The organism is Enterobacter sp. 3U4 (assembly GCF_057224565.1).
Genome location: NZ_CP136665.1, coordinates 3,209,855 through 3,231,453, shown reverse-complemented (window position 1 = coordinate 3,231,453; position 21,599 = coordinate 3,209,855). Strand labels below are relative to the sequence as shown.

20 protein-coding genes and 1 riboswitch are annotated in these 21,599 nt (G+C 55.2%); of the genes, 11 read left to right on the top strand and 9 right to left on the bottom strand.

Going from position 1 to position 21,599, the window contains the following annotated elements:
- Positions 1 to 263: 263 nt before the first annotated feature.
- Together araC and RVY89_RS15485 are read left to right on the top strand one after the other, a co-directional pair.
- On the top strand, positions 264 to 1,109 hold the full coding sequence (gene araC, locus RVY89_RS15490; RefSeq protein ID WP_484825801.1) for an arabinose operon transcriptional regulator AraC: 846 nt from the start codon (positions 264 to 266) through the stop codon (positions 1,107 to 1,109).
- Positions 1,110 to 1,237: 128 nt separating this feature from the next.
- On the top strand, positions 1,238 to 2,005 hold the full coding sequence (locus RVY89_RS15485) for a DedA family protein (protein WP_484825800.1): 768 nt from the start codon (positions 1,238 to 1,240) through the stop codon (positions 2,003 to 2,005).
- Positions 2,006 to 2,237: 232 nt separating this feature from the next.
- Here RVY89_RS15485 and thiQ read toward each other — a convergent pair whose 3' ends face one another.
- The 4 genes from thiQ to sgrR form a co-directional block, all read right to left on the bottom strand.
- Entirely contained in the window at positions 2,238 to 2,939 is a 702-nt protein-coding gene (gene thiQ, locus RVY89_RS15480; RefSeq protein WP_484825799.1) for a thiamine ABC transporter ATP-binding protein ThiQ, read from the bottom strand.
- Positions 2,923 to 4,533, bottom strand: a complete 1,611-nt coding sequence (gene thiP, locus RVY89_RS15475) for a thiamine/thiamine pyrophosphate ABC transporter permease ThiP (RefSeq protein ID WP_484825798.1) — start codon at positions 4,531 to 4,533, stop codon at positions 2,923 to 2,925. Before thiP ends, thiQ begins: the two co-directional genes overlap by 17 nt.
- Positions 4,509 to 5,492, bottom strand: coding sequence for a thiamine ABC transporter substrate binding subunit (gene thiB / locus RVY89_RS15470; protein WP_484825797.1), 984 nt, complete (start codon positions 5,490 to 5,492; stop codon positions 4,509 to 4,511). The genes thiP and thiB overlap by 25 nt, the downstream gene beginning before the upstream one ends.
- Positions 5,493 to 5,523: 31 nt before the next feature.
- Positions 5,524 to 5,624, bottom strand: a riboswitch (TPP riboswitch).
- Positions 5,625 to 5,660: 36 nt separating this feature from the next.
- Complete coding sequence (gene sgrR / locus RVY89_RS15465) at positions 5,661 to 7,316, bottom strand: HTH-type transcriptional regulator SgrR (protein WP_484825796.1); 1,656 nt, start codon at positions 7,314 to 7,316, stop codon at positions 5,661 to 5,663.
- An 88-nt stretch (positions 7,317 to 7,404) separates the two neighbouring features.
- Between sgrR and sgrT the strand changes: the two genes are divergently transcribed.
- Together sgrT and RVY89_RS15455 are read left to right on the top strand one after the other, a co-directional pair.
- Positions 7,405 to 7,557, top strand: coding sequence for a glucose uptake inhibitor SgrT (gene sgrT / locus RVY89_RS15460; RefSeq protein WP_371899287.1), 153 nt, complete (start codon positions 7,405 to 7,407; stop codon positions 7,555 to 7,557).
- 119 nt (positions 7,558 to 7,676) lie between these two features.
- Positions 7,677 to 8,855 (top strand): sugar efflux transporter, encoded by a 1,179-nt coding sequence (locus RVY89_RS15455; protein ID WP_484825795.1) that lies wholly within the window; start codon positions 7,677 to 7,679, stop codon positions 8,853 to 8,855.
- Between the two features lie 175 nt (positions 8,856 to 9,030).
- Here RVY89_RS15455 and leuD read toward each other — a convergent pair whose 3' ends face one another.
- The 5 genes from leuD to leuL form a co-directional block, all read right to left on the bottom strand.
- Positions 9,031 to 9,636: a 3-isopropylmalate dehydratase small subunit gene (gene leuD / locus RVY89_RS15450; RefSeq protein ID WP_371899285.1), complete on the bottom strand. Its 606-nt coding sequence runs from the start codon at positions 9,634 to 9,636 to the stop codon at positions 9,031 to 9,033.
- Between the two features lie 10 nt (positions 9,637 to 9,646).
- A complete protein-coding gene (leuC, locus tag RVY89_RS15445) occupies positions 9,647 to 11,047 on the bottom strand; it encodes a 3-isopropylmalate dehydratase large subunit (protein WP_484825794.1) in 1,401 nt (466 codons plus the stop codon).
- 2 nt (positions 11,048 to 11,049) lie between these two features.
- Positions 11,050 to 12,141, bottom strand: coding sequence for a 3-isopropylmalate dehydrogenase (leuB, locus tag RVY89_RS15440; RefSeq protein WP_089599190.1), 1,092 nt, complete (start codon positions 12,139 to 12,141; stop codon positions 11,050 to 11,052).
- Entirely contained in the window at positions 12,141 to 13,712 is a 1,572-nt protein-coding gene (gene leuA / locus RVY89_RS15435) for a 2-isopropylmalate synthase (RefSeq protein ID WP_024907451.1), read from the bottom strand. The genes leuB and leuA overlap by 1 nt, the downstream gene beginning before the upstream one ends.
- Positions 13,713 to 13,803: 91 nt before the next feature.
- Positions 13,804 to 13,890: a leu operon leader peptide gene (gene leuL, locus RVY89_RS15430; protein WP_071787438.1), complete on the bottom strand. Its 87-nt coding sequence runs from the start codon at positions 13,888 to 13,890 to the stop codon at positions 13,804 to 13,806.
- 588 nt (positions 13,891 to 14,478) lie between these two features.
- Here leuL and leuO point away from each other — a divergent pair.
- The 7 genes from leuO (at position 14,479) to ftsL (ending at position 21,590) form a co-directional block, all read left to right on the top strand.
- Entirely contained in the window at positions 14,479 to 15,441 is a 963-nt protein-coding gene (gene leuO, locus RVY89_RS15425) for a transcriptional regulator LeuO (RefSeq protein WP_371899283.1), read from the top strand.
- A 380-nt stretch (positions 15,442 to 15,821) separates the two neighbouring features.
- Positions 15,822 to 17,546 (top strand): acetolactate synthase 3 large subunit, encoded by a 1,725-nt coding sequence (gene ilvI / locus RVY89_RS15420; RefSeq protein WP_484825793.1) that lies wholly within the window; start codon positions 15,822 to 15,824, stop codon positions 17,544 to 17,546.
- A 1-nt stretch (position 17,547) separates the two neighbouring features.
- Complete coding sequence (gene ilvN, locus RVY89_RS15415) at positions 17,548 to 18,039, top strand: acetolactate synthase small subunit (protein WP_023310389.1); 492 nt, start codon at positions 17,548 to 17,550, stop codon at positions 18,037 to 18,039.
- A 179-nt stretch (positions 18,040 to 18,218) separates the two neighbouring features.
- A complete protein-coding gene (gene cra, locus RVY89_RS15410) occupies positions 18,219 to 19,226 on the top strand; it encodes a catabolite repressor/activator (RefSeq protein WP_008501993.1) in 1,008 nt (335 codons plus the stop codon).
- Positions 19,227 to 19,825: 599 nt separating this feature from the next.
- Entirely contained in the window at positions 19,826 to 20,284 is a 459-nt protein-coding gene (mraZ, locus tag RVY89_RS15405) for a division/cell wall cluster transcriptional repressor MraZ (RefSeq protein WP_021240528.1), read from the top strand.
- Between the two features lie 2 nt (positions 20,285 to 20,286).
- The gene (gene rsmH, locus RVY89_RS15400; RefSeq protein WP_021240527.1) at positions 20,287 to 21,228 is read left to right on the top strand and encodes a 16S rRNA (cytosine(1402)-N(4))-methyltransferase RsmH; all 942 of its coding nucleotides are present in this window, start codon (positions 20,287 to 20,289) and stop codon (positions 21,226 to 21,228) included.
- Entirely contained in the window at positions 21,225 to 21,590 is a 366-nt protein-coding gene (gene ftsL / locus RVY89_RS15395) for a cell division protein FtsL (RefSeq protein ID WP_008501989.1), read from the top strand. Before rsmH ends, ftsL begins: the two co-directional genes overlap by 4 nt.
- Positions 21,591 to 21,599 lie beyond the last annotated feature (9 nt).

The window sequence follows — 21,599 nt, the reverse complement described above, 5'->3', positions numbered from 1 at the left end:
CTAATCTTATGGACTAAATTGCTGTTACAACGGAAAGTGTGACGCCGTGCAAATATTCAATGTGGACATTTCTGCCGCACTTATAGACACTTTTGTTACTGCTTATCTGCCTGCTCTGGCGGAGAAATCAGGGGGAAAGGCTGAAACATGGCGGACGTAAAAGCGGCATGATGCTTTTTGGATCTTTTCGCGGGCCATTTTTAACCTGCTTTTAGTGATATGGACAATTGGTTTCCTTCAGGACCCTTGGGAGAACTGAATCTATGGCCGAAACGCAAAACGATCCCCTGCTGCCGGGATACTCGTTTAACGCGCACCTTGTGGCGGGACTGACCCCTATCGAGGCTGAGGGATATCTCGACTTTTACGTCGACCGACCGCTCGGGATGAAAGGGTATATCCTCAACCTGACAGTGCGAGGGGAAGGGATCATCAAGAACGGCGACCAGCAGTTCGTCTGCCGCCCGGGAGATATCCTGCTGTTCCCGCCGGGGGAGATCCACCACTATGGCCGTCATCCGGATGCCAAAGAGTGGTATCACCAGTGGGTCTACTTCCGTCCACGCGCCTACTGGCAGGAGTGGCTTTCCTGGCCGGCGATTTTTGCGCACACCGGTTTTTATCGCCCGGATGAGGTTCATCTGGCGCTGTTTCGCGAGCTTTTTGCGCAGATTATTGAGGCGGGACAGGCCGGAGGTCGCTACGCTGAACTGCTGGCGATTAACCTGCTTGAACAGCTCCTGCTGCGACGGATGGAGGCGATTAACGAGTCGCTTAACCCACCGCTGGATAATCGCGTGCGCGACGCCTGCCAGTACATCAGCGACCACCTGGCCGATAGCCAGTTTGATATCGCCAGCGTTGCTCAGCACGTCTGCCTGTCGCCGTCGCGGCTGTCGCATCTGTTCCGCCAGCAGCTGGGCGTCAGCGTATTAAGCTGGCGCGAGGATCAGCGCATCAGCCAGGCGAAGCTGCTGCTTAGCACCACCAGGATGCCGATCGCAACCGTGGGGCGCAACGTGGGCTTTGAGGATCAGCTCTATTTCTCCCGCGTATTTAAAAAATGTACCGGTGCCAGCCCGAGTGAATTTCGCGCGGGATGTGAATAAACGGTAAAAAAAGATAAACAAACAGGTGAATGCGGGAAGCAACCTGTAAACTATTCAGACAATTGTTGCCTTGACGCGGTGCGGGGCGCTAAGCAGAATCGCTGATTCGTTTTCTGACCGGAATAGTTATGCAGGCATTGCTGGAACACTTTATTACCCAGTCCGTTATGTACTCGCTCATCGCCGTGGCGCTGGTGGCGTTTCTGGAATCGCTGGCGCTCGTCGGGTTAATCCTGCCCGGTACCGTGATGATGGCCGGGCTTGGGGCCCTGATCGGCAGCGGTGAGGTCAATTTCTGGCAGGCGTGGCTGGCCGGGATTATCGGCTGCCTGCTCGGCGACTGGATCTCCTTCTGGCTGGGCTGGCGCTTTAAGAAGCCGCTGCATCGCTGGTCGTTCATGAAAAAGAACAAAGCCTTGCTGGATAAGACCGAGCATGCGCTGCACCAGCACAGCATGTTTACCATTCTCGTCGGCCGCTTCGTAGGGCCAACGCGTCCGCTGGTGCCGATGGTGGCCGGGATGCTGGATCTGCCCGTTGCGAAATTCGTGGTGCCAAATATTATCGGCTGCGTCTTCTGGCCGCCGTTCTACTTCCTGCCGGGGATCCTCGCGGGTGCTGCCATTGATATTCCTGACGGTATGCAAAGCGGTGAGTTTAAGTGGCTGCTGCTGGGCACGGCGCTGCTGCTGTGGCTGGCGGCATGGCTCTGCTGGCGACTGTGGCGCAGCGCGAAAGCCAGTGTCGATCGCCTGACGCGCTATCTCCCACGAACTCGCCTGCTCTGGCTGGCTCCGCTGACGCTGGGCGTTGCGGTTGTGGCGCTGGTGGTATTGATTCGCCACCCAATGATGCCGGTGTACGGTGAGATTTTATTAAAAGTGGTCAGTCGTTAAGGACTATTTCCCTCTCTCCGTGGGAGAGGGTCAGGGTGAGGGCATCAGGCCGCACAAGGTAAAAGCAAAACGGCAACTCTGGTTGCCGTTTTTAATGTTTGTACCCTCTCCCCATGGGAGAGGGGCAGGGTGAGGGCATCAGGCCGCACAAGGTAAAAGCAAAACGGCAACTCTGGTTGCCGTTTTTAATGTTTGTACCCTCTCCCCGTGGGAGAGGGTCAGGGTGAGGGCATCAGGCCGGACTAATCCCCAACAAATAAGACGCCCTCGCTTGACCACTGAGCAGCTCTTCCGTCTTCCCATCCCACGCAATTCGTCCTTCAGCAACCACTACCGTTCGCGGCGCAATCCGTGCGGCATCCTCAATACTGTGCGAAACCATCAGCATCGTCAGCTGCTGGCTCTGACAGACCTCCTGCACCAGGGCCAGCATCTCCTGACGCAGCGCGGGATCGAGCGCCGAGAACGGCTCATCCAGCAGCAGTATCGGCTGCTCGCGCACCAGACAACGCGCCAGCGCCACGCGCTGACGCTGGCCGCCGGAAAGCTCGCCCGGCAGCCTGTCGATAAACCCGGTGATCCCCATCTGCGCGGCAATGACCTCCAGCTTATGGCGCTGGTCATCGTTCAGCCTGAGTCCCGGGTGCATTCCCAGCGCGATGTTTTGCCGCACCGTCAGGTGGGTAAACAGGTTGTTTTCCTGAAACAGCATTGAGACAGGACGTTTTGCGGGCGGCGTGTGGGTATGATCCCGGTTATCTATGACGATCGATCCGCTTGCCGGCTGCAGAAAACCCGCAATCAGATTAAGCAGCGTGCTTTTTCCCGCGCCGCTTGGGCCAAGCACGGCGATCGTCTCCCCCTGACGCACGGAGAGCGTGAAGCGCATCGGCAGATGCTGGTAAAGCCAGGTTACATCAGTCAGTTTTAACATCACGCCCCGGAAGTTTCTCGATAACGGTAAATAAGGCAAAGCACAGCAGCAGCAGTAACAGCGCGGTGACCGCGCCGTCCTGACTGCGGTAAGAGCCGATCTGCTGATAGAGCCAGTATGGCAGCGTGCGGAAATCGTCATTGCCGAACAGCGCCACGACCCCAAAATCCCCAATAGAGAGCACGCAGGCAAACGCCAGCGCCTGTGCCAGCGGACGCTTTAGCGCGCGCAGTTCGACCACCTTGAGCCGCTGCCAGCCCTGCATGCCCAGCGACTGGCACAGCAAACCGTAGCGGCTGTTGACGTCGCGCATCGGGTTTTCCAGCACCTTGAGCGCATAAGGGATGGCCATTAAGGCGTTGGTAAAGATCACAATACCGTCGGCGCTTTCCGGCAGGCCGATGGTGCTGTTAAACAGTAAAAAGAAGCCCGTTGCCAGCACGATCCCCGGCATTGCCAGAATCAGCATGCCCGTCAGCTCCAGCATTTGTCCGGCTTTTTGCGCCCGGCGGGCGTAAAGCTCACGGCTGCTCCACAGCAGCATCATGGTCAGGATGACGCACAGTAACCCTGCCGCCAGCGCGATACGCAGCGAGGTCCAGGTGGCTTGCCAGAGGACGGGCTGTTGCAGGACTGACATGAGATTGAGGTTCAGCCCGTCAACGATAACGGCCAGCAGCGGCGGCAACAGCAGCAGGAGCGCCAGCCCGATCAGGACAAAATCGCTGACGCGGCTGTGCAGGCTGTCCTGCGGATCGCGCCAGCCGGTTATTTGATGACTACCAGCGGGAATGGCTTTACTCAGCCGCTGGCTCAACAGCACCAGTGCAAGACAGCACGCCATCTGCACCATCGCCAGCAGCGCGGCACGACCGGGATCGTAGTCGTAACTCAGCGCCTGGTAAATCGCCAGCTCAATGGTGGTGGCCTGCGGCCCGCCGCCGAGCGACAGCACGGTGGCAAAGCTGGCAAAGCAGAGCATGAAGATTAATGCCGCCACGGGCGGAAGCTGGCGGCGCAGCCACGGCCATTCAACAAAGCGGAAGAACGACACGCCGCGCATGCCGAGCTGGGCGGCAACCTGGCGCTGCTCGCCGGGAATGTTCTCCAGCGCCTGCAAAAAGAGGCGCGTTGCCATCGGCATATTGAAAAAGACGTGCGCCAGCAGAATGCCCTGCAGTCCGTAAGGCGAGAATGACCATTCCAGACCAAGCTCGGCGAACAGCGATGCCAGCCAGCCCTGGCGACCGTAAACGCTCAGAATGCCAAATACCGCTACCAGCACGGGCAGTATCAGCGTCATGGCGCACAGGCGCAGCAGGGCCTGCCTGCCGGGGAAACGCCGCCGATACAGCGCGCGTGCCAAAAAAATAGCCGGGATCACCGACATCAGGGCAGAAAGAAACGCCTGCCAGAAAGAGAACCGAATGACGTGCCAAAGGTAGCTGTCGTGCCAGAGGGCGAGCAGGTCGCTCTCTGGCGCGTTAAACCACAATGCAAGAAAAGCCCCCAGGCTGACTGCCACCATTACGACGGCGGCGAGCAGCCCGGGCAGTAACCCGCCGGGAATTAACGGCTGACGGCGCGTTGCCATTCACTTACCCATGCGGCACGCTGCGCGGCGACCTGTTGCGGCGTAAACTCCAGCGAGGTTTTCGGTTTGGTCAACTGTTCAAAACCTGCAGGCAGCGCAACGTTAGTGACCGGATACATCCAGTTGCCTGCGGGAATCGCGTTCTGGAATGCCGGTGAAACCATAAATTTCAGGAACTTCTCGGCCAGTTCGGGCTGTTTGCTGGCAGCGGTACGCGCCGCCACTTCTACCTGCAGATAGTGCCCTTCCGCAAAATCTGCGGCAGCATAGTTGTCTTTCTTCTCGGCGATAATGTGGTAAGCCGGGGAGGTGGTGTAGCTCAGCACCAGGTCGCTTTCACCTTTGAGGAACAGGCCATAGGCTTCGCTCCAGCCTTTGGTCACGGTGACGGTTTTGGCGGCCAGCTTCTGCCACGCTTCCGGCGCCTTATCCCCGTAGACCTTTTGCATCCACAGCAGCAGGCCCAGGCCCGGCGTGCTGGTCCGCGGATCTTCATAAATCACGCGCCACTTCTGGTCACTTTCCACCAGCTCTTTCAGGCTCTTCGGCGGGGTTTTCAGCTTGTTTTTGTCGTAAACAAAAGCAAAGTAGCCATAGTCGAACGGCACAAAAGTGTCGTTCTTCCAGCCGCCCGGCACGTTAACGGCATCTGCCGCTACGCCGCTTTTGGCAAACAGTTTGGTTTGCGAGGCGGCTTCCAGCAGGTTGTTATCCAGCCCGAGCACGACGTCGGCCTTGCTGTTTTTTCCTTCCATGCGCAGGCGGTTGAGCAGCGAAACGCCATCTTCCAGCGCCACGAACTTCAGCTCGCAGTTGCAGTCAGCTTCAAAGGCTTTTTTGACGACCGGGCCAGGGCCCCAGTCGGCGGAGAACGAGTCGTAGGTGTAGACCGTCAGGACGGGTTTGGCAAAAGCAGGCAGCGCGAACAGCGCCAGCAGGGGGAGAACTTTTTTTAACACTTTGCACCTCAGGGTTGAGTGGCAAAGGATTTTGAGCGACAGCCTCAAATCCCTTCGCCGGCGTTATCCGGATCAGGTTCGACGGGTATTATCTCAGCGCACATCTGTGATGCAGCACCCCGTTGAGAACGGCGCTATTGTAATGATTTGGTGAATATTACGAAAGCGTTATGGCTCCGGGGGCGCAAACCAGGCGGATTTAAAATCAAACCAGCCCAGGGTATTCATCCGCAGACCGCGCATGCTGCGCTGGCCCTGGATCATCAGCCAGTGGTGGATCAGCGGGACGATTGCCTGCTCGGCCAGCAGCTGCTGGCACCACACGGCAAGATTCATTTCTCCCGCACGCCACTGGGCGGCATCCTGCTGCCAGTCCCGGTCGATGCAGTGCTGGATCAGCGGGACTTCATACAGGTGTGAGAATAATGAAAAATCGAGCGGCAGGGTGAAGTTGGCGCTGTTCAGCCAGATATCGCTGGTAAGCTCACCCTGATGCCATTCGTCATAGTCCACTTCCCTGACCTCTAACTTGACCCCCTCGGCTGCCAGCAGTCGGGTCATGATCCGCGCGATAAAACGATGCTCGACATGCTCGCGGTAGTAAGTCAGGGTGATGGACTCCAGCCCCGCGGGTTTGTCGCAGCGCGTTGGGCGGGCGTGGTGCCAGCGCGGAAGCAGGCCGTAGGCCGGGAACCAGTATGTCTGGTACTGCGCTTCCGCATGGTAGATCAGATTGGAAGGGGACAACACGTGGCTGATCCACTTGCGGACGGCCTGGTTTGCCCCACGGTGGGTGCGGCGGTCAAAGAGGAGATAGTAACATCCCTCCTCCAGGCGACTCTCCACGGCTTTTTCTCCCGTGGTGGGGCCTTCCAGCGTCAGCCCGCAGCTCAGGTCTTCATTGAGATCCGGCAATACCCACACGTTCACTTCGTCGATCAGCGCCCGGTAGCCAAAGTAGTCATCGAACGCGCGGATTTTCAGCTGGTTGCTGTTATTGCGGGACACGGAGTAGGGCCCGGTGCCAATCGGCAGGCTGGCAAAATTGTTCATCGATTCCCACTCGCCGGGCAAAATCATCGACGGTACATAGCCCAGAAGCCAGGGAAGCCACTTGTCCTGCTGCGACAGTTCAATATCCAGCGTCCAGGCCGTGGGGGAGTGGACGCGCGATATATGCGAGTAGAGCGGGAGCTTGCGGGCGCGTTCCAGAGAGGCGATGACGTCGTGCATCTCAAGCTCGCGGCCATGGTGAAAGTGGATGCCGGGGCGTAAGAAAAAGCGCCAGTGGTGCGGGGAAAGCTGCTGCCAGTGGTGCGCGATATCCGCTTCTAGTTCCCCATTTTCCTCATTTATCCGCGTCAGGCCGCTGAAGATTTGTCGGGCCATGTGGGTTTCTGAGCGGCGTAAGGCCGTGCCGGGCAACAGATTTTTCATTGGGCGATAGTAGAGCACCCGCAGGATGTGTCGGCCCTGACGAAAACTGCGTCCGAGATGGGAAACCAGCATTTGGCGCACGGCGGCCTTGTCGCCCACCAGCTGGACCAGCTGATCGATGCGGTCCTGCTCCAGCAGGTCTTCTGCGCGCTGCTGCTGTAGCGCCAGCCCGGTATAGAGAAAGGTCAGTCGCGAGCGTTTGCCGCGTCCCGCCTCCGCTTCCCAGCTTAACCAACCCTGCTGCTGCATGGTGTTGAGCAGCGTGCGCATATGGCGGCGGGAACAGCTAAGCAGGTCAGCCAGCTCGTTGAGCGTGGTCTCCTGCGATTGCCCCTCGCAGCACTGCCAGAGGCGGATAAACTGTTGTTGCAGACGACCGGAAGGCATAAAAGGGGAACTCCTGACAAAAAACCAGCAATTTATTTATCCCTATATTAGGCCAATAATTCTCCTCGATGAAGTGAGGAGGTAAATTATGAAGAGGTCTACCGCACGTCAGTTTTATCAGCAGTACTTTTCAGCGACAAAAGGATCGTCCTGGCTGGCCCGCCGGTGTGCAGAGCAACGGCTGAAAACGTTAGAAGAATTGATGCAGTGGGACGTTACGAAACCGACCTCTTCCCGCTAACTCGCCTCGATCATGTGTGACTGAGTATTGGTGCTTATCACCCGCCAGCAAAATGTTTTTGCTGGCTTTTTTCGTTTACTATTCACCCAATTTCGATTCGCTTTCACAAGGACTTGCGCATGCTGTGGTTGATGACGATGGGGCGACGCCTGAACGGCGTGTATGCCGCTTTTATGCTGGTGGCCTTTATGATGGGCGTGGCGGGGGCGCTTCAGGCGCCAACGCTGAGCCTGTTTCTCAGCCGCGAGGTGGGGGCGCAGCCGTTTTGGGTCGGCCTGTTTTATACCGTCAACGCCATAGCCGGGATTCTGGTCAGCCTCGCGCTGGCTAAACGATCGGACAGCCGGGGCGATCGCCGCAGGCTGATCCTCTTTTGCTGCGCCATGGCCGTGGGCAACGCGCTGCTCTTTGCCTTTAACCGCCACTACCTGACGCTCATTACCTGTGGCGTGCTGCTGGCGTCGCTGGCGAACACCGCCATGCCGCAGCTGTTCGCGCTGGCCCGTGAATATGCGGATAGCTCGGCGCGGGAAGTGGTGATGTTCAGCTCGGTGATGCGTGCCCAGCTCTCGCTGGCGTGGGTCATTGGCCCGCCGCTGGCCTTTATGCTGGCGTTGAACTACGGCTTTACCACCATGTTCTCCATCGCCGCCGGGATTTTTGTCATCAGCCTGGCATTGATTGCCTTCGCGCTGCCGTCCGTGGCGCGCGTCGAACAGACAACGGATAAACCTCTCACCCAGGTGAGCGGCTGGCAGGACAAGAACGTCCGCATGCTGTTTATTGCCTCGACGCTGATGTGGACCTGCAACACCATGTACATCATTGATATGCCGCTGTGGATCAGCAGCGATCTGGGCTTACCGGACAAGCTCGCGGGGATCTTAATGGGAACCGCTGCCGGGCTGGAAATTCCGGCGATGATTCTGGCGGGATATTACGTAAAGCGTTTCGGTAAGCGCAAAATGATGGTAGTTGCGGTTGCAGCCGGTGTGTTGTTTTATCTTGGGCTGATCTTATTCCACTCGCGCGAAGCGCTGCTGGCGCTGCAGCTGTTTAATGCCGTGTTCATTGGGATCGTCGCCGGAATCGGCATGCTCTGGTTTCAGGATCTGATGCCCGGACGCGCGGGATCGGCCACGACGCTCTTTACGAACAGTATTTCAACCGGCGTGATTCTTGCCGGTGTGATCCAGGGCGCGCTGGCGCAAAGCTATGGGCATGCTTCTGTTTACTGGATGATTGCGGCGATATCCGTTGTGACGCTCCTGCTTACCTGCCGGGTAAAAGACGTCTGATTCTGGAAGACGGCTTCACAAAATGGAACGACATTCTGACAGAGATCGCGAAGAGGAATAGAGTGCGTGGCGGGTGCTTGCGGCTGTTTGCCTCAGGCTTTCGCAAGAGGCAAACAGTGGAGAGTCCCACATCAAAAGATTGATGGGGAGACCAACTTCACAACCATCATGGCCATTAGCCCATAAACGCAGGCTGTTTGTTCTCGTACGCTGAGATGGCGTCTTCGTGCTGCAGCGTCAGGCCAATGCTGTCCAGACCGTTCAGCATGCAGTGGCGGCGGAACGCATCAATGCTGAAGCTGTAGGTCTTATCCCCGGCTTTCACCACTTCCGCTTCCAGATCAACTTCAAACGACATGCCCGGATTCGCCTTAACCAGCGCGAACAATTCATCGACCTGCTCATCGCTCAGCGTTACCGGCAGAAGCTGGTTGTTGAAGCTGTTGCCGTAGAAGATATCCGCGAAGCTCGGGGCAATGACCACCTTAAAGCCGTAGTCGGTCAACGCCCATGGCGCATGCTCACGCGACGAGCCGCAGCCAAAGTTTTCCCGCGCCAGCAAAATTGAGGCGCCTTTGTATTCCGGGAAGTTCAGAACGAATTCCGGATTAGGCACTTCACCCTTATCGTCCAGGAATCGCCAGTCGTTGAACAGATGAGCGCCGAAACCGGTACGCGTCACCTTTTGCAGAAACTGTTTCGGAATAATAGCGTCAGTATCGACGTTAGCGGCGTCCAGCGGGACAACCCGGCCCGTATGTTGGGTAAATTTCTCTGCCATGATTGTCTCCTTATTTCAGGCTGCGAATGTCGGCGAAATGGCCGGTGACTGCCGCAGCGGCGGCCATTGCCGGGCTGACCAGGTGGGTGCGCCCACCGCGGCCCTGACGGCCTTCAAAGTTACGGTTGCTGGTGGAGGCACAGCGCTCACCCGGATTCAGGCGATCGTTGTTCATGGCCAGACACATGGAACAGCCCGGCAGACGCCACTCGAAGCCTGCTTCGATAAAGATCTTATCCAGACCTTCGGCTTCCGCCTGGGCCTTCACCGGACCGGAGCCTGGAACCACCAGCGCCTGCACGCCCGGCGCGACTTTACGGCCTTTGGCGATCTCTGCCGCCGCACGCAAATCTTCGATACGGGAGTTGGTGCATGAGCCGATAAACACTTTATCAATGGTCACGTCGGTCAGCGGTACGCCGGGCTTCAGCCCCATATAGGCCAGCGCTTTTTCCGCACTGGCGCGCTCGACCGGATCGGCGAAGGAGGCAGGATCGGGAATGGCGTCATTGACGGAAATCACCTGACCCGGGTTGGTGCCCCAGGTCACCTGAGGCGCAATCTCTTCAGCCTGCAGCGTGACAACGGTATCAAACGTTGCCCCGTCGTCGGTTTTCAGGGTTTTCCAGTAGGCTACCGCGTCGTCATAATTCTGACCTTTCGGCGCGTGCAGACGACCCTTCACATAGTTAAAGGTGGTTTCGTCCGGCGCGACCAGACCGGCTTTGGCACCCATCTCAATGGCCATGTTGCAGAGAGTCATGCGACCCTCCATGCTCAGCGCCTGAATAGCGTCGCCGCAGAACTCAACGACGTGGCCGGTACCGCCTGCGCTGCCGGTTTTACCGATAATCGCCAGCACGATATCTTTCGCGGTAATGCCAGGTGCAGCTTTGCCCTTCACTTCAATCTTCATCGTTTTGGCGCGGCCCTGCTTCAGGGTCTGCGTCGCCAGAACGTGTTCAACTTCAGAGGTGCCAATCCCGAACGCCAGGGCGCCAAACGCGCCGTGGGTTGCGGTATGGGAGTCGCCGCAGACGATGGTCATGCCCGGCAGTGTGATTCCCTGCTCAGGCCCCATCACGTGGACGATGCCCTGATAAGGGTGGTTCAGGTCGTACAGCTCAACGCCAAATTCATTGCAGTTCTTAATCAACTCCTGCATCTGGATACGCGCCATCTCACCCGAGGCATTAATGTCTTTGGTCTGCGTGGAGACGTTGTGATCCATCGTCGCGAAGGTTTTTCCCGGCTGACGTACCGGACGCTTGTGCGCGCGCAGGCCGTCAAATGCCTGAGGTGAGGTCACTTCGTGTACCAGATGACGATCAATGTACAGCAGGGGGGTTTCGTTTGGTGCCTCGTAAACAACGTGCGCATCAAACAACTTTTCATATAACGTCTTAGCCATGATTACACCCCTTCAGCGACATAGCGGGCAATAATGTCGCCCATTTCATCGGTACTAACTGCCGCCGTGCCGCGTGCTAAATCGCCGGTACGGACGCCTTCTTCTAACGCCCGGTTAATGGCGTTCTCAATTGCGGTTGCCGCATCGCCTGCATCCAGGCTGTAGCGCAGCAGCAGGGCCAGGGACAGGATCTGCGCAATCGGGTTGGCAATGTTTTTGCCGGCGATATCCGGCGCAGAGCCGCCCGCAGGCTCGTACAGGCCAAAGCCTTCTTCATTCAGGCTTGCGGATGGCAGCATCCCCATGGAGCCGGTGATCATCGCACACTCGTCAGAGAGGATATCGCCGAACAGGTTGGAGCACAGCAGCACGTCAAACTGGGACGGATCCTTAATCAGCTGCATGGTCGCGTTGTCGATGTACATGTGCGACAGCTCAACGTCCGGGTACTGTTTAGCGACTTCGCTGACGATCTCGCGCCACAAAATAGAAGACTGCAGCACGTTCGCTTTATCAATAGAGGTCACCTTGTGGCGGCGTTTGCGCGCCGACTCAAACGCAATATGGGCGATACGTTCGATTTCGAAACGGTGATACACCTCGGTGTCGAACGCTTTCTCGTGCTGGCCGCTGCCTTCGCGCCCCTTTGGCTGACCGAAATAGATCCCGCCGGTCAGTTCACGCACGCACAGAATGTCGAAACCGTTGGCGGCGATATCCGCGCGCAGCGGGCAGAACTCTTCCAGACCCTGGTACAGCTTCGCCGGACGCAGGTTGCTGAACAGTTTGAAATGTTTACGCAGCGGCAGCAGCGCACCGCGCTCTGGCTGCTCTGCTGGCGGCAGGTGTTCCCATTTCGGGCCACCGACGGAACCAAACAGCACGGCGTCGGCATTTTCGCAGCCTTCCACGGTCGCTTTTGGCAGTGGCGTACCGTGGTTATCAATCGCAATACCGCCCACATCGTAGTGGCTGGTGGTGATTTTCATCGCAAAACGCGCGCGAACGGCTTCCAGTACTTTCAACGCCTGTGCCATCACTTCCGGACCAATACCGTCGCCCGGTAACACAGCAATATGGTAATTCTTCGACATTACACGGTTTCCTTGTTGTTCTCTTTATTCTGAGCTTTGCGTTGCAACTCTTTTTCGACCTCGGCGGCGCGCCAGATGTTGTTCAGCACATGCACCATCGCTTTTGCGGAGGATTCAACGATATCGGTCGCCAGGCCCACGCCATGGAAGCGGCGGCCATTGTGGGTAACAACAATGTCGACCTGACCCAGTGCATCTTTACCGTGGCCTTTGGCCGTCAGGTCATACTTCACCAGCTCAACGTCGTACTCTGTGACGCGGTTAATCGCCTGGTAGATGGCATCGACAGGGCCGTTACCGTTCGCGGCCTCTGCTTTAATTTCATCACCGCAGGCCAGTTTGACCGAGGCGGTGGCGATGTTGCTGGAGCCGGACTGCACGTTGAAGTAATCCAGACGGAAGTGCTCTGGCTCTTCCTGCTGCTTGTTAATAAAGGCCAGCGCTTCCAGGTCATAGTCGAACACCTGACCTTTTTTGTCTGCCAGTTTCAGGAACGCGTCATACAGCTGATCCATGTTGTAATCGCTGTCCTTGTAACCCATCTCTTCCATACGGTGCTTAACCGCCGCGCGGCCGGAACGGGAGGTCAGGTTCAACTGCACCTGATTCAGGCCGATGGATTCCGGGGTCATGATTTCGTAGTTTTCACGGTTCTTCAGGACGCCATCCTGATGAATACCGGAGGAGTGTGCGAAAGCGCCAGTCCCGACAATCGCTTTGTTAGCCGGAATGGGCATGTTGCAAATCTGGCTGACGGTCTGGCTGGTGCGCCAGATTTCGTTGTGATTGATGCGGGTGTGCACGTCCATGATGTCTTTGCGCACTTTGATCGCCATGATCACTTCTTCCAGCGAACAGTTGCCCGCGCGTTCGCCGATACCGTTCATCGCGCCTTCTACCTGGCGCGCCCCGGCGTGGACGGCGGCGATTGCGTTGCCCACGGCCAGACCCAAATCATCGTGGGTGTGGACGGAAATAATTGCCTTATCAATATTCGGTACGCGGTCATACAGGCCGGTGATGATGTTGGAGAACTCAAACGGCATGGTGTAGCCAACGGTGTCCGGGATATTGATGGTTTTCGCGCCCGCGTTGATGGCGGCTTCCACAACGCGCGCCAGGTCTTCGATTGGCGTTCGGCCCGCATCTTCACAGGAGAATTCAACGTCATCGGTATAGTTGCGTGCGCGCTTAACCATGTAGACCGCGCGCTCAATCACCTCATCCAGCGTGCTGCGCAGCTTGGTTGCAATGTGCATGGGCGAGGTCGCAATAAAGGTGTGGATACGGAACGCTTCGGCGACTTTCAATGACTCGGCGGCAACGTCGATGTCTTTCTCTACGCAGCGCGCCAGGGCACATACGCGGCTGTTTTTAATCGTGCGAGCGATAGTCTGGACGGATTCGAAATCACCCGGAGACGAAACCGGGAAACCGACCTCCATCACGTCGACACCCATACGTTCGAGAGCCAGCGCGATCTGCAGTTTCTCTTTTACACTCAGGCTTGCCTGTAATGCCTGTTCACCGTCACGTAAAGTAGTATCGAAAATAATGACTTGCTGGCTCATGGGTTAGGTCCTTGTCTGTCTTAGGGCGCCTTGCTACGAGCATAAAAAAACCCGCGCAGTGGCGCGGGTTTTTAGTCTTACTGGTGACGATTCAACGCTGAATTTCGCCCGCCAGTCTACCGCGCACAGTGAATGCGTTTAGTAGTAGTAGACCGGTGAAACGAATGGTGCGAATCATGAATCGTGCTCCGTTAAATTCAATATGCTTTTAGTGGTACTGGATACGGCTGTTCATGTCAACCCCTGAGGATGAAAACGGGCCCGAATGACAGAATTTACAGTATATTCGCTTTAGCTAATTGTGCTGGTTTTAGCTTGCGTAGCCCGTTAAATTGTCTAATTTTGGACTTAATAAAAGAATTGCAGAAACAAATAAATATAATTGTTTAAAATGAGTAAAATGTGTTGAAGAGGATGCTTTGTGCTTAAAGAGTTTGGATATCATTAAGTTATAAATACAGTGAATCTATTCCAGCACGCTGAAAAACGAAAAGAGATATCAGGTTGTTAACTAACTGTAGGTCGATAGCATTAATAGTTTAATAATGCTTAAGTCAACGTTGGCCTGATGGTAATTGTATATTTGCATGGTTTATGGTTTCATTCAGATCCTAAAGTCAAACATATCATTTGCGCTCATTAGTTTTCGTTTATATAGAGTCTTTATATATTCCGAATTTTAAATAATTCTCTTTCGCTGATCGTATTTGCATGATAAATCATATTTTTCGAGATTATTACCGTACGATGGCAAAGGGAGTGTAGCGTGACAGTGGAGTCAGAAGTGCCAGAAAATAATATTAAACAACCTCAAGCTACTGATGGGATTAAACCGCAGTTACGCACGGTGGATCTTAATCTTCTGACGGTGTTTGATGCTGTCATGCAGGAACAGAATATCACCCGAGCGGCCCAAACGTTGGGGATGTCACAACCTGCCGTGAGTAATGCCGTTTCCAGACTTAAAGTCATGTTTAACGACGAATTATTTGTTCGGTACGGGAGAGGGATCCAGCCTACGGCGCGCGCATTCCAGCTGTTTGGCTCCATTCGCCAGGCGTTGCAACTGGTTCAAAATGAGCTGCCGGGTTCGGGCTTTGAACCCTTAAGCAGTGAGCGCGTATTCCATCTTTGTGTCTGTAGCCCATTAGATAATTATCTAACGTCGATTATATATAATAAAGTTGAAGAGATCGCACCAAATATCAATCTTATTTTTAAATCATCTCTGAATCAAAACACAGAACATCAGTTGCGCTATCAGGAGATCGAATTTGTTCTGGGATATGAAGAGTTCCGTCGTCCGGAATTTTCCTGCGTGCCGCTGTTTAAAGATGAAATGGTTCTGGTCGCCAGTAAAAAGCATCCACGTATGAATTCTCCGCTGCGAGAAAACGATGTTTATAACGAGCAGCACGCCGTTGTGGCACTCGACAGATATGCGTCCTTTAGCCTGCCGTGGTATGACACTGCGGATAAGCAGGCGAGCGTGGCTTATCAGGGCATGGCCATGGTCAGCGTATTAAACGTGGTATCCCAGACGCAGCTGGTGGCGATTGCGCCGCGCTGGCTGGCAGAAGAGTTTTCTGACCCTTTAAATCTGCAAGTTTTGCCTCTGCCGCTCAAGCTAAATAGCCGTACCTGTTATCTTTCCTGGCATGAAGCAGCGGGCCGGGATAAAGGACATCAGTGGATGGAAGAGTTGCTGGTTGGCATCTGCCGCCGGTAAACGCATCAGGATAAATCGCATGGCCTTATGTGATTTATCCTGATTTTTTTTAGAAAATTGCTATTTTGTTCTGCGATGCTTTTTTTCGGGCTGCTCTCCGGCACGCAAAAATAGATGATTTCCTGCATTGTCGCGCTTTCCAGCGATGATTTATCACACCGCCCTCTATTCTCAGAGGAATTAACTATATCTCCCGTTAACTGCTGCTTTTTCTGCTTTACGCACCGTTTATCTCCCCGGGTTTGCTAATTGCCTGCCTCATAACGAGCGGTTAAGGTAAAGAACACTCTGCAAAATATAAGATTGGTTTATCCCAATCGTAAGACGGTGCGGAAATGAATTCGGCAGTCCGTCTATAACAAAATGCCTGGAGGCAAAGCATGGAGATGTTGTCTGGCGCGGAAATGGTCGTTCGGTCGCTGATCGATCAGGGCGTAAAGCAAGTGTTCGGCTACCCTGGCGGTGCGGTCCTCGATATTTATGATGCGCTGCATACGGTTGGGGGCATTGACCATGTTCTTGTACGTCACGAGCAGGCGGCGGTACACATGGCTGACGGCCTGGCACGCGCGACGGGTGAAGTAGGCGTAGTGTTAGTCACGTCAGGCCCCGGCGCGACAAACGCCATTACCGGCATTGCGACAGCCTATATGGACTCCATCCCGCTGGTGATCCTCTCCGGGCAGGTGGCAACCTCACTGATTGGCTACGATGCGTTTCAGGAGTGCGACATGGTTGGGATTTCACGTCCCGTTGTAAAGCACAGCTTCCTGGTCAAGCAAACTGAAGACATTCCCGCCGTACTGAAAAAAGCCTTCTGGCTGGCGGCGAGCGGGCGCCCGGGACCGGTGGTGGTCGATCTGCCTAAAGATATCCTCAACCCGGCAAACAAGCTGCCTTATGTCTGGCCGGAATCGGTCAGCATGCGTTCTTACAATCCGACAACGCAGGGGCATAAAGGACAAATCAAGCGGGCGTTGCAAACGCTTCTGGCAGCCAAAAAACCGGTCGTCTATGTCGGCGGCGGGGCGATCAACGCTGCCTGTGAAGCCCAGCTTCGCGAGCTGGTTGAAAAACTCAACCTTCCCGTTGCGTCGTCGCTGATGGGGCTGGGGGCGTTTCCTGCCAGCCATCGTCAGGCGCTGGGGATGCTGGGTATGCACGGTACCTATGAAGCCAACATGACGATGCACCATTCCGATGTGATCTTTGCCGTCGGCGTGCGGTTTGACGATCGCACCACCAACAACCTGGCGAAGTATTGCCCGAACGCCACCGTGCTGCACATTGATATCGATCCGACGTCAATTTCAAAAACGGTGTCGGCTGATGTGCCGATCGTCGGCGATGCCCGTCAGGTTCTGGAGCAAATGCTGGATCTGCTGGCCCAGGAGAGCGCTACCCAGCCGCTGGATGAGATCCGCGACTGGTGGCAGCAGATTGAAAATTGGCGGGCGCGTCAGTGCCTGAAATATGACACGCAAAGCGAAAACATTAAGCCGCAGGCGGTCATTGAAGCGGTGTGGCGACTGACGAAAGGCGAGGCTTACGTGACCTCAGACGTGGGGCAGCACCAGATGTTTGCCGCCCTGTATTACCCGTTTGATAAACCGCGACACTGGATCAACTCCGGTGGTTTAGGAACCATGGGCTTTGGTCTGCCTGCCGCGCTGGGCGTGAAGCTGGCTCTGCCGAATGAAACCGTCGTCTGCGTGACGGGGGACGGCAGTATTCAGATGAACATTCAGGAACTGTCTACCGCGCTGCAGTATGAACTGCCGGTACTGGTGCTGAACCTGAATAACGGGTATCTCGGTATGGTGAAGCAGTGGCAGGATATGATCTACTCTGGCCGTCATTCTCAGTCCTACATGAAATCGCTGCCTGATTTTGTTCGTCTTGCTGAAGCTTACGGCCACGTAGGCATGCGGGTGACCGATCCGGCCGAGCTGGAGACGAAGCTTGCACAAGCGCTTGAGCACGTTAAAAACAACCGCCTCGTCTTTATGGATGTGATTGTTGATGGAACCGAGCACGTTTATCCGATGCATATTCGTGGTGGTGGTATGGATGAAATGTGGTTAAGCAAAACGGAGAGAACCTGATATGCGCCGGATATTATCTGTTTTACTGGAAAACGAGTCTGGCGCACTGTCGCGCGTCATTGGCCTTTTTGCGCAGCGCGGCTATAACATTGAAAGCCTGACCGTTGCCCCGACGGAAGACCCGACGCTGTCGCGCATGACGATCCAAACCGTCGGCGATGCAAAAGTGCTTGAGCAAATTGAAAAACAGCTGCATAAGCTGGTCGACGTACTGCGCGTGAGCGAGCTGGGGCAGGGGGCCTACGTTGAACGTGAGGTTATGCTGGTGAAAATCCAGGCCAGTGGCTACGGGCGTGATGAAGTCAAACGCAATGCGGATATTTTCCGCGGGCAGATTATCGACGTCACGCCTTCTCTTTATACGGTTCAGCTGGTCGGGACAAGCGACAAGCTGGATGCTTTCCTGGCGTCCGTGCGGGACGTCGCAAAAATTGTCGAGGTGGCGAGATCGGGTGTAGTGGGTCTGTCACGCGGCGAGAAAATCATGCGTTAGTTGTCAAAAAGGTTCGCCTCTTTCTGCCCGGTCACCAAAGCCGGGCTTTTTTTTGCGTAATCAGCCGACAACGCAGATAAAAGCGGTTGCCGCGAAGGCTTTTCTGCGATTAGATGTTAAAAGATTTAACCATAACCTTGACAGGGCCATGGACTCTTTTCTTTTTTTAAGGGGCAATTGTGAAACTGGATGAAATCGCCCGGCTAGCCGGCGTGTCACGAACAACGGCCAGCTATGTGATTAACGGTAAAGCAAAGCAGTACCGTGTCAGCGACAAGACCGTTGAAAAAGTTATGGCGGTGGTTCGTGAGCATAACTACCATCCGAATGCTGTCGCAGCCGGTCTGCGTGCCGGACGTACCCGCTCTATTGGTCTGGTTATCCCTGACCTGGAAAACACCAGCTATACCCGTATCGCCAACTATCTTGAACGTCAGGCGCGCCAGCGCGGCTATCAATTGCTGATTGCCTGCTCGGAAGACCAGCCTGACAACGAGATGCGCTGCATTGAGCACCTTCTCCAGCGCCAGGTGGATGCCATCATCGTGTCGACCTCCTTGCCGCCGGAGCATCCGTTCTACCAGCGCTGGGCGAACGACCCGTTCCCAATCGTTGCGCTGGATCGCGCGCTCGATCGCGAGCATTTCACCAGCGTCGTGGGTGCGGATCAGGATGATGCCGAAATGCTGGCCGCAGAGCTGAGAACATTCCCCGCTGAAACGGTGCTGTATCTTGGCGCGTTGCCCGAGCTTTCGGTGAGCTTCCTGCGTGAGCAGGGGTTCAGAACTGCCTGGAAGGACGATCCGCGCGAGGTTCACTACCTTTATGCTAACAGCTACGAGCGTGAAGCCGCCGCGCAGCTGTTCGAGAAATGGCTGGAAACGCATCCGATGCCTCAGGCATTGTTCACCACGTCGTTCGCGCTGTTGCAGGGCGTCATGGATGTGACCTTACGCCGCGAAGGTAAGCTGCCCTCCGACCTGGCGATAGCCACGTTCGGGGATAACGAGCTGCTCGACTTCCTCCAGTGCCCTGTGCTGGCGGTAGCACAGCGTCACCGCGATGTGGCTGAGCGCGTGCTTGAGATTGTGCTTGCAAGCCTGGATGAGCCGCGCAAGCCGAAGCCGGGCCTGACGCGTATCAAACGTAATCTCTACCATCGCGGAATTTTAAGCCGCCAAAAATGAAATGACCGGGGCGGCGAAATCTGCCCCATTTTGTTGCGATAATTCGTGCAGATAATTCCCGGAGAGAAATTAGGATAATTCTTGAGGGATCCTAATCACCTATTTTCTTAATTCATCCTACCTTTTAAATTGTCCTTTTAAAGAATGCCCTGGCGATTTTAAACGACATTCTTTGTATTATTTTGTTACAAACCCTCTTCGGCCGATGAATATTCAGACGTTTTTCCTCCTCCTTTGCCAGCTTACGTGGCAACCGCCGCGGTTACCGGGTGCCTGGGTGAATCTGGCGCTGTTATCCCCTGAGAATCTGTCATAAAATGCTGCCCGCGTCGCAAACTGACACTTTATATTTATCTGCGATGATATTGAGTGAGCTTTAACGCTAGTGTGCATATTCGGTTTTTTTCTTACAAATATTCATAACGTTAATTTTGCCTCGCCAGTTGTGCAGTTATTAACCAGGACTGTTTATCTCTGTAAATAGAGGGCTTTCGAGTCCTTATAGGGAGAGTCCCGGCTTGACAAGCTTTTCCCTCGCTCCGTAAACTCCTTTAGGTGGGAATTTGTGGGTTAAAGTGGTGAGGAGGGGTGAGACTGGCATGTTCCGTGGAGCTACGTTAGTCAATCTCGACAGCAAAGGGCGTTTATCGGTACCAACCCGATACCGCGACCAGCTGATTGAGAACGCTGCGGGTCAAATGGTTTGCACCATTGACATTAACTCCCCCTGCCTGCTGCTTTACCCCTTGCCTGAATGGGAAATTATTGAGCAAAAGCTGTCGCGACTGTCGAGCATGAACCCGCAGGAACGCCGCGTACAGCGGCTTTTATTGGGACATGCCAGTGAATGTCAGATGGATAACGCAGGGCGATTACTGATTGCCCCTGTGTTGCGGCAACATGCCGGTCTGACCAAAGAAGTGATGCTGGTCGGGCAGTTCAACAAGTTTGAACTGTGGGATGAAACGACCTGGTATCAACAGGTCAAGGAAGATATCGACGCTGAGCAGTCTGATTCCGCGACATTATCGGAACGGCTGCAGGACTTGTCTCTATAAATATGATGGAAAATTATAAACATAAAACGGTGTTACTGGACGAGGCCGTTAACGGCCTGAATATTCGTCCGGATGGCATCTACATTGATGGCACGTTTGGTCGCGGTGGTCACTCGCGTTTGATTCTCTCCCAGCTTGGAGAGGAAGGACGTCTGTTGGCAATCGATCGCGATCCGCAGGCTATTGCCGTTGCACAGACCATCAATGACCCACGCTTTTCCATCGTGCATGGACCTTTCTCTGCGCTCGCGGATTATGTCGCTGAGCGCGGCCTGACGGGCAAGATCGACGGGATTCTTCTCGATCTTGGCGTATCTTCACCGCAACTTGACGACGCTGAACGCGGTTTCTCCTTTATGCGTGATGGCCCGCTGGACATGCGGATGGACCCGACGCGTGGTCAGTCTGCCGCTGAGTGGTTACAGACCGCTGACGAAGCCGATATTGCATGGGTCATCAAAACGTTCGGCGAGGAGCGCTTTGGCAAACGTATTGCGCGCGCCATCGTTGAGCGCAATCGCATTGAGCCAATGACCCGCACCAAAGAGTTGGCCGAAGTGATCGCGGCGGCGACACCGGTGAAGGATAAGCACAAACATCCCGCGACCCGTACCTTCCAGGCGGTTCGCATCTGGGTAAACAGTGAACTGGAGGAAATAGAGCTGGCGCTAAAAAGCTCGCTCGACGTGCTGGCCCCGGGTGGGCGGTTATCCATCATCAGCTTCCATTCGCTGGAAGACCGTATTGTGAAACGCTTTATGCGTGAACAAAGCCGCGGTCCTCAGGTACCAGCGGGGCTGCCGATGACGGAAGAACAACTCAGGAAGCTGGGTGGCCGTCAGTTGCGAGCATTAGGCAAGTTGATGCCGGGCGAAGAAGAAGTGGCAGAGAATCCACGCGCCCGTAGTTCAGTGCTGCGTGTTGCAGAGAGGACGAACGCATGATCGGCAGAGTGACAGAGACCCTAAGCAAAGTTAAGGATTCGTTAGGAAGCAACGAGCGCCATGCCTTGCCTGGCGTGATCGGCGACGATCTTTTGCGGTTTGGGAAACTGCCACTCTGTCTGTTCATTTGCATCATTGTCACGGCAGTTACGGTGGTGACCACCGCCCACCATACACGTTTATTGACTGCGCAACGCGAGCAGATGGTACTGGAACGCGATGCGCTGGATATTGAATGGCGAAATCTGATCCTTGAAGAAAACGCGCTCGGCGATCACAGCCGGGTTGAACGGATCGCAACGGAAAAGCTGCAGCTGCAGCATGTTGATCCTTCGCAGGAAAATATCGTAGTACAAAAATAAGGGAAAACG

Coding starts and splice junctions, on each gene's coding strand:
- rsmH (WP_021240527.1), top strand. CDS start 20,287: ATGATGGAAAATTATAAACATAAAACGGTGTTACTGGACGAGGCCGTT.
- sgrT (WP_371899287.1), top strand. CDS start 7,405: ATGAAGAGGTCTACCGCACGTCAGTTTTATCAGCAGTACTTTTCAGCG.
- ilvN (WP_023310389.1), top strand. CDS start 17,548: ATGCGCCGGATATTATCTGTTTTACTGGAAAACGAGTCTGGCGCACTG.
- sgrR (WP_484825796.1), bottom strand. CDS start 7,316: ATGCCTTCCGGTCGTCTGCAACAACAGTTTATCCGCCTCTGGCAGTGC.
- leuL (WP_071787438.1), bottom strand. CDS start 13,890: ATGATTCGCACCATTCGTTTCACCGGTCTACTACTACTAAACGCATTC.
- leuA (WP_024907451.1), bottom strand. CDS start 13,712: ATGAGCCAGCAAGTCATTATTTTCGATACTACTTTACGTGACGGTGAA.
- RVY89_RS15485 (WP_484825800.1), top strand. CDS start 1,238: ATGCAGGCATTGCTGGAACACTTTATTACCCAGTCCGTTATGTACTCG.
- araC (WP_484825801.1), top strand. CDS start 264: ATGGCCGAAACGCAAAACGATCCCCTGCTGCCGGGATACTCGTTTAAC.
- mraZ (WP_021240528.1), top strand. CDS start 19,826: ATGTTCCGTGGAGCTACGTTAGTCAATCTCGACAGCAAAGGGCGTTTA.
- ilvI (WP_484825793.1), top strand. CDS start 15,822: ATGGAGATGTTGTCTGGCGCGGAAATGGTCGTTCGGTCGCTGATCGAT.
- leuC (WP_484825794.1), bottom strand. CDS start 11,047: ATGGCTAAGACGTTATATGAAAAGTTGTTTGATGCGCACGTTGTTTAC.
- ftsL (WP_008501989.1), top strand. CDS start 21,225: ATGATCGGCAGAGTGACAGAGACCCTAAGCAAAGTTAAGGATTCGTTA.
- leuD (WP_371899285.1), bottom strand. CDS start 9,636: ATGGCAGAGAAATTTACCCAACATACGGGCCGGGTTGTCCCGCTGGAC.
- RVY89_RS15455 (WP_484825795.1), top strand. CDS start 7,677: ATGCTGTGGTTGATGACGATGGGGCGACGCCTGAACGGCGTGTATGCC.
- leuB (WP_089599190.1), bottom strand. CDS start 12,141: ATGTCGAAGAATTACCATATTGCTGTGTTACCGGGCGACGGTATTGGT.
- thiQ (WP_484825799.1), bottom strand. CDS start 2,939: ATGTTAAAACTGACTGATGTAACCTGGCTTTACCAGCATCTGCCGATG.
- thiP (WP_484825798.1), bottom strand. CDS start 4,533: ATGGCAACGCGCCGTCAGCCGTTAATTCCCGGCGGGTTACTGCCCGGG.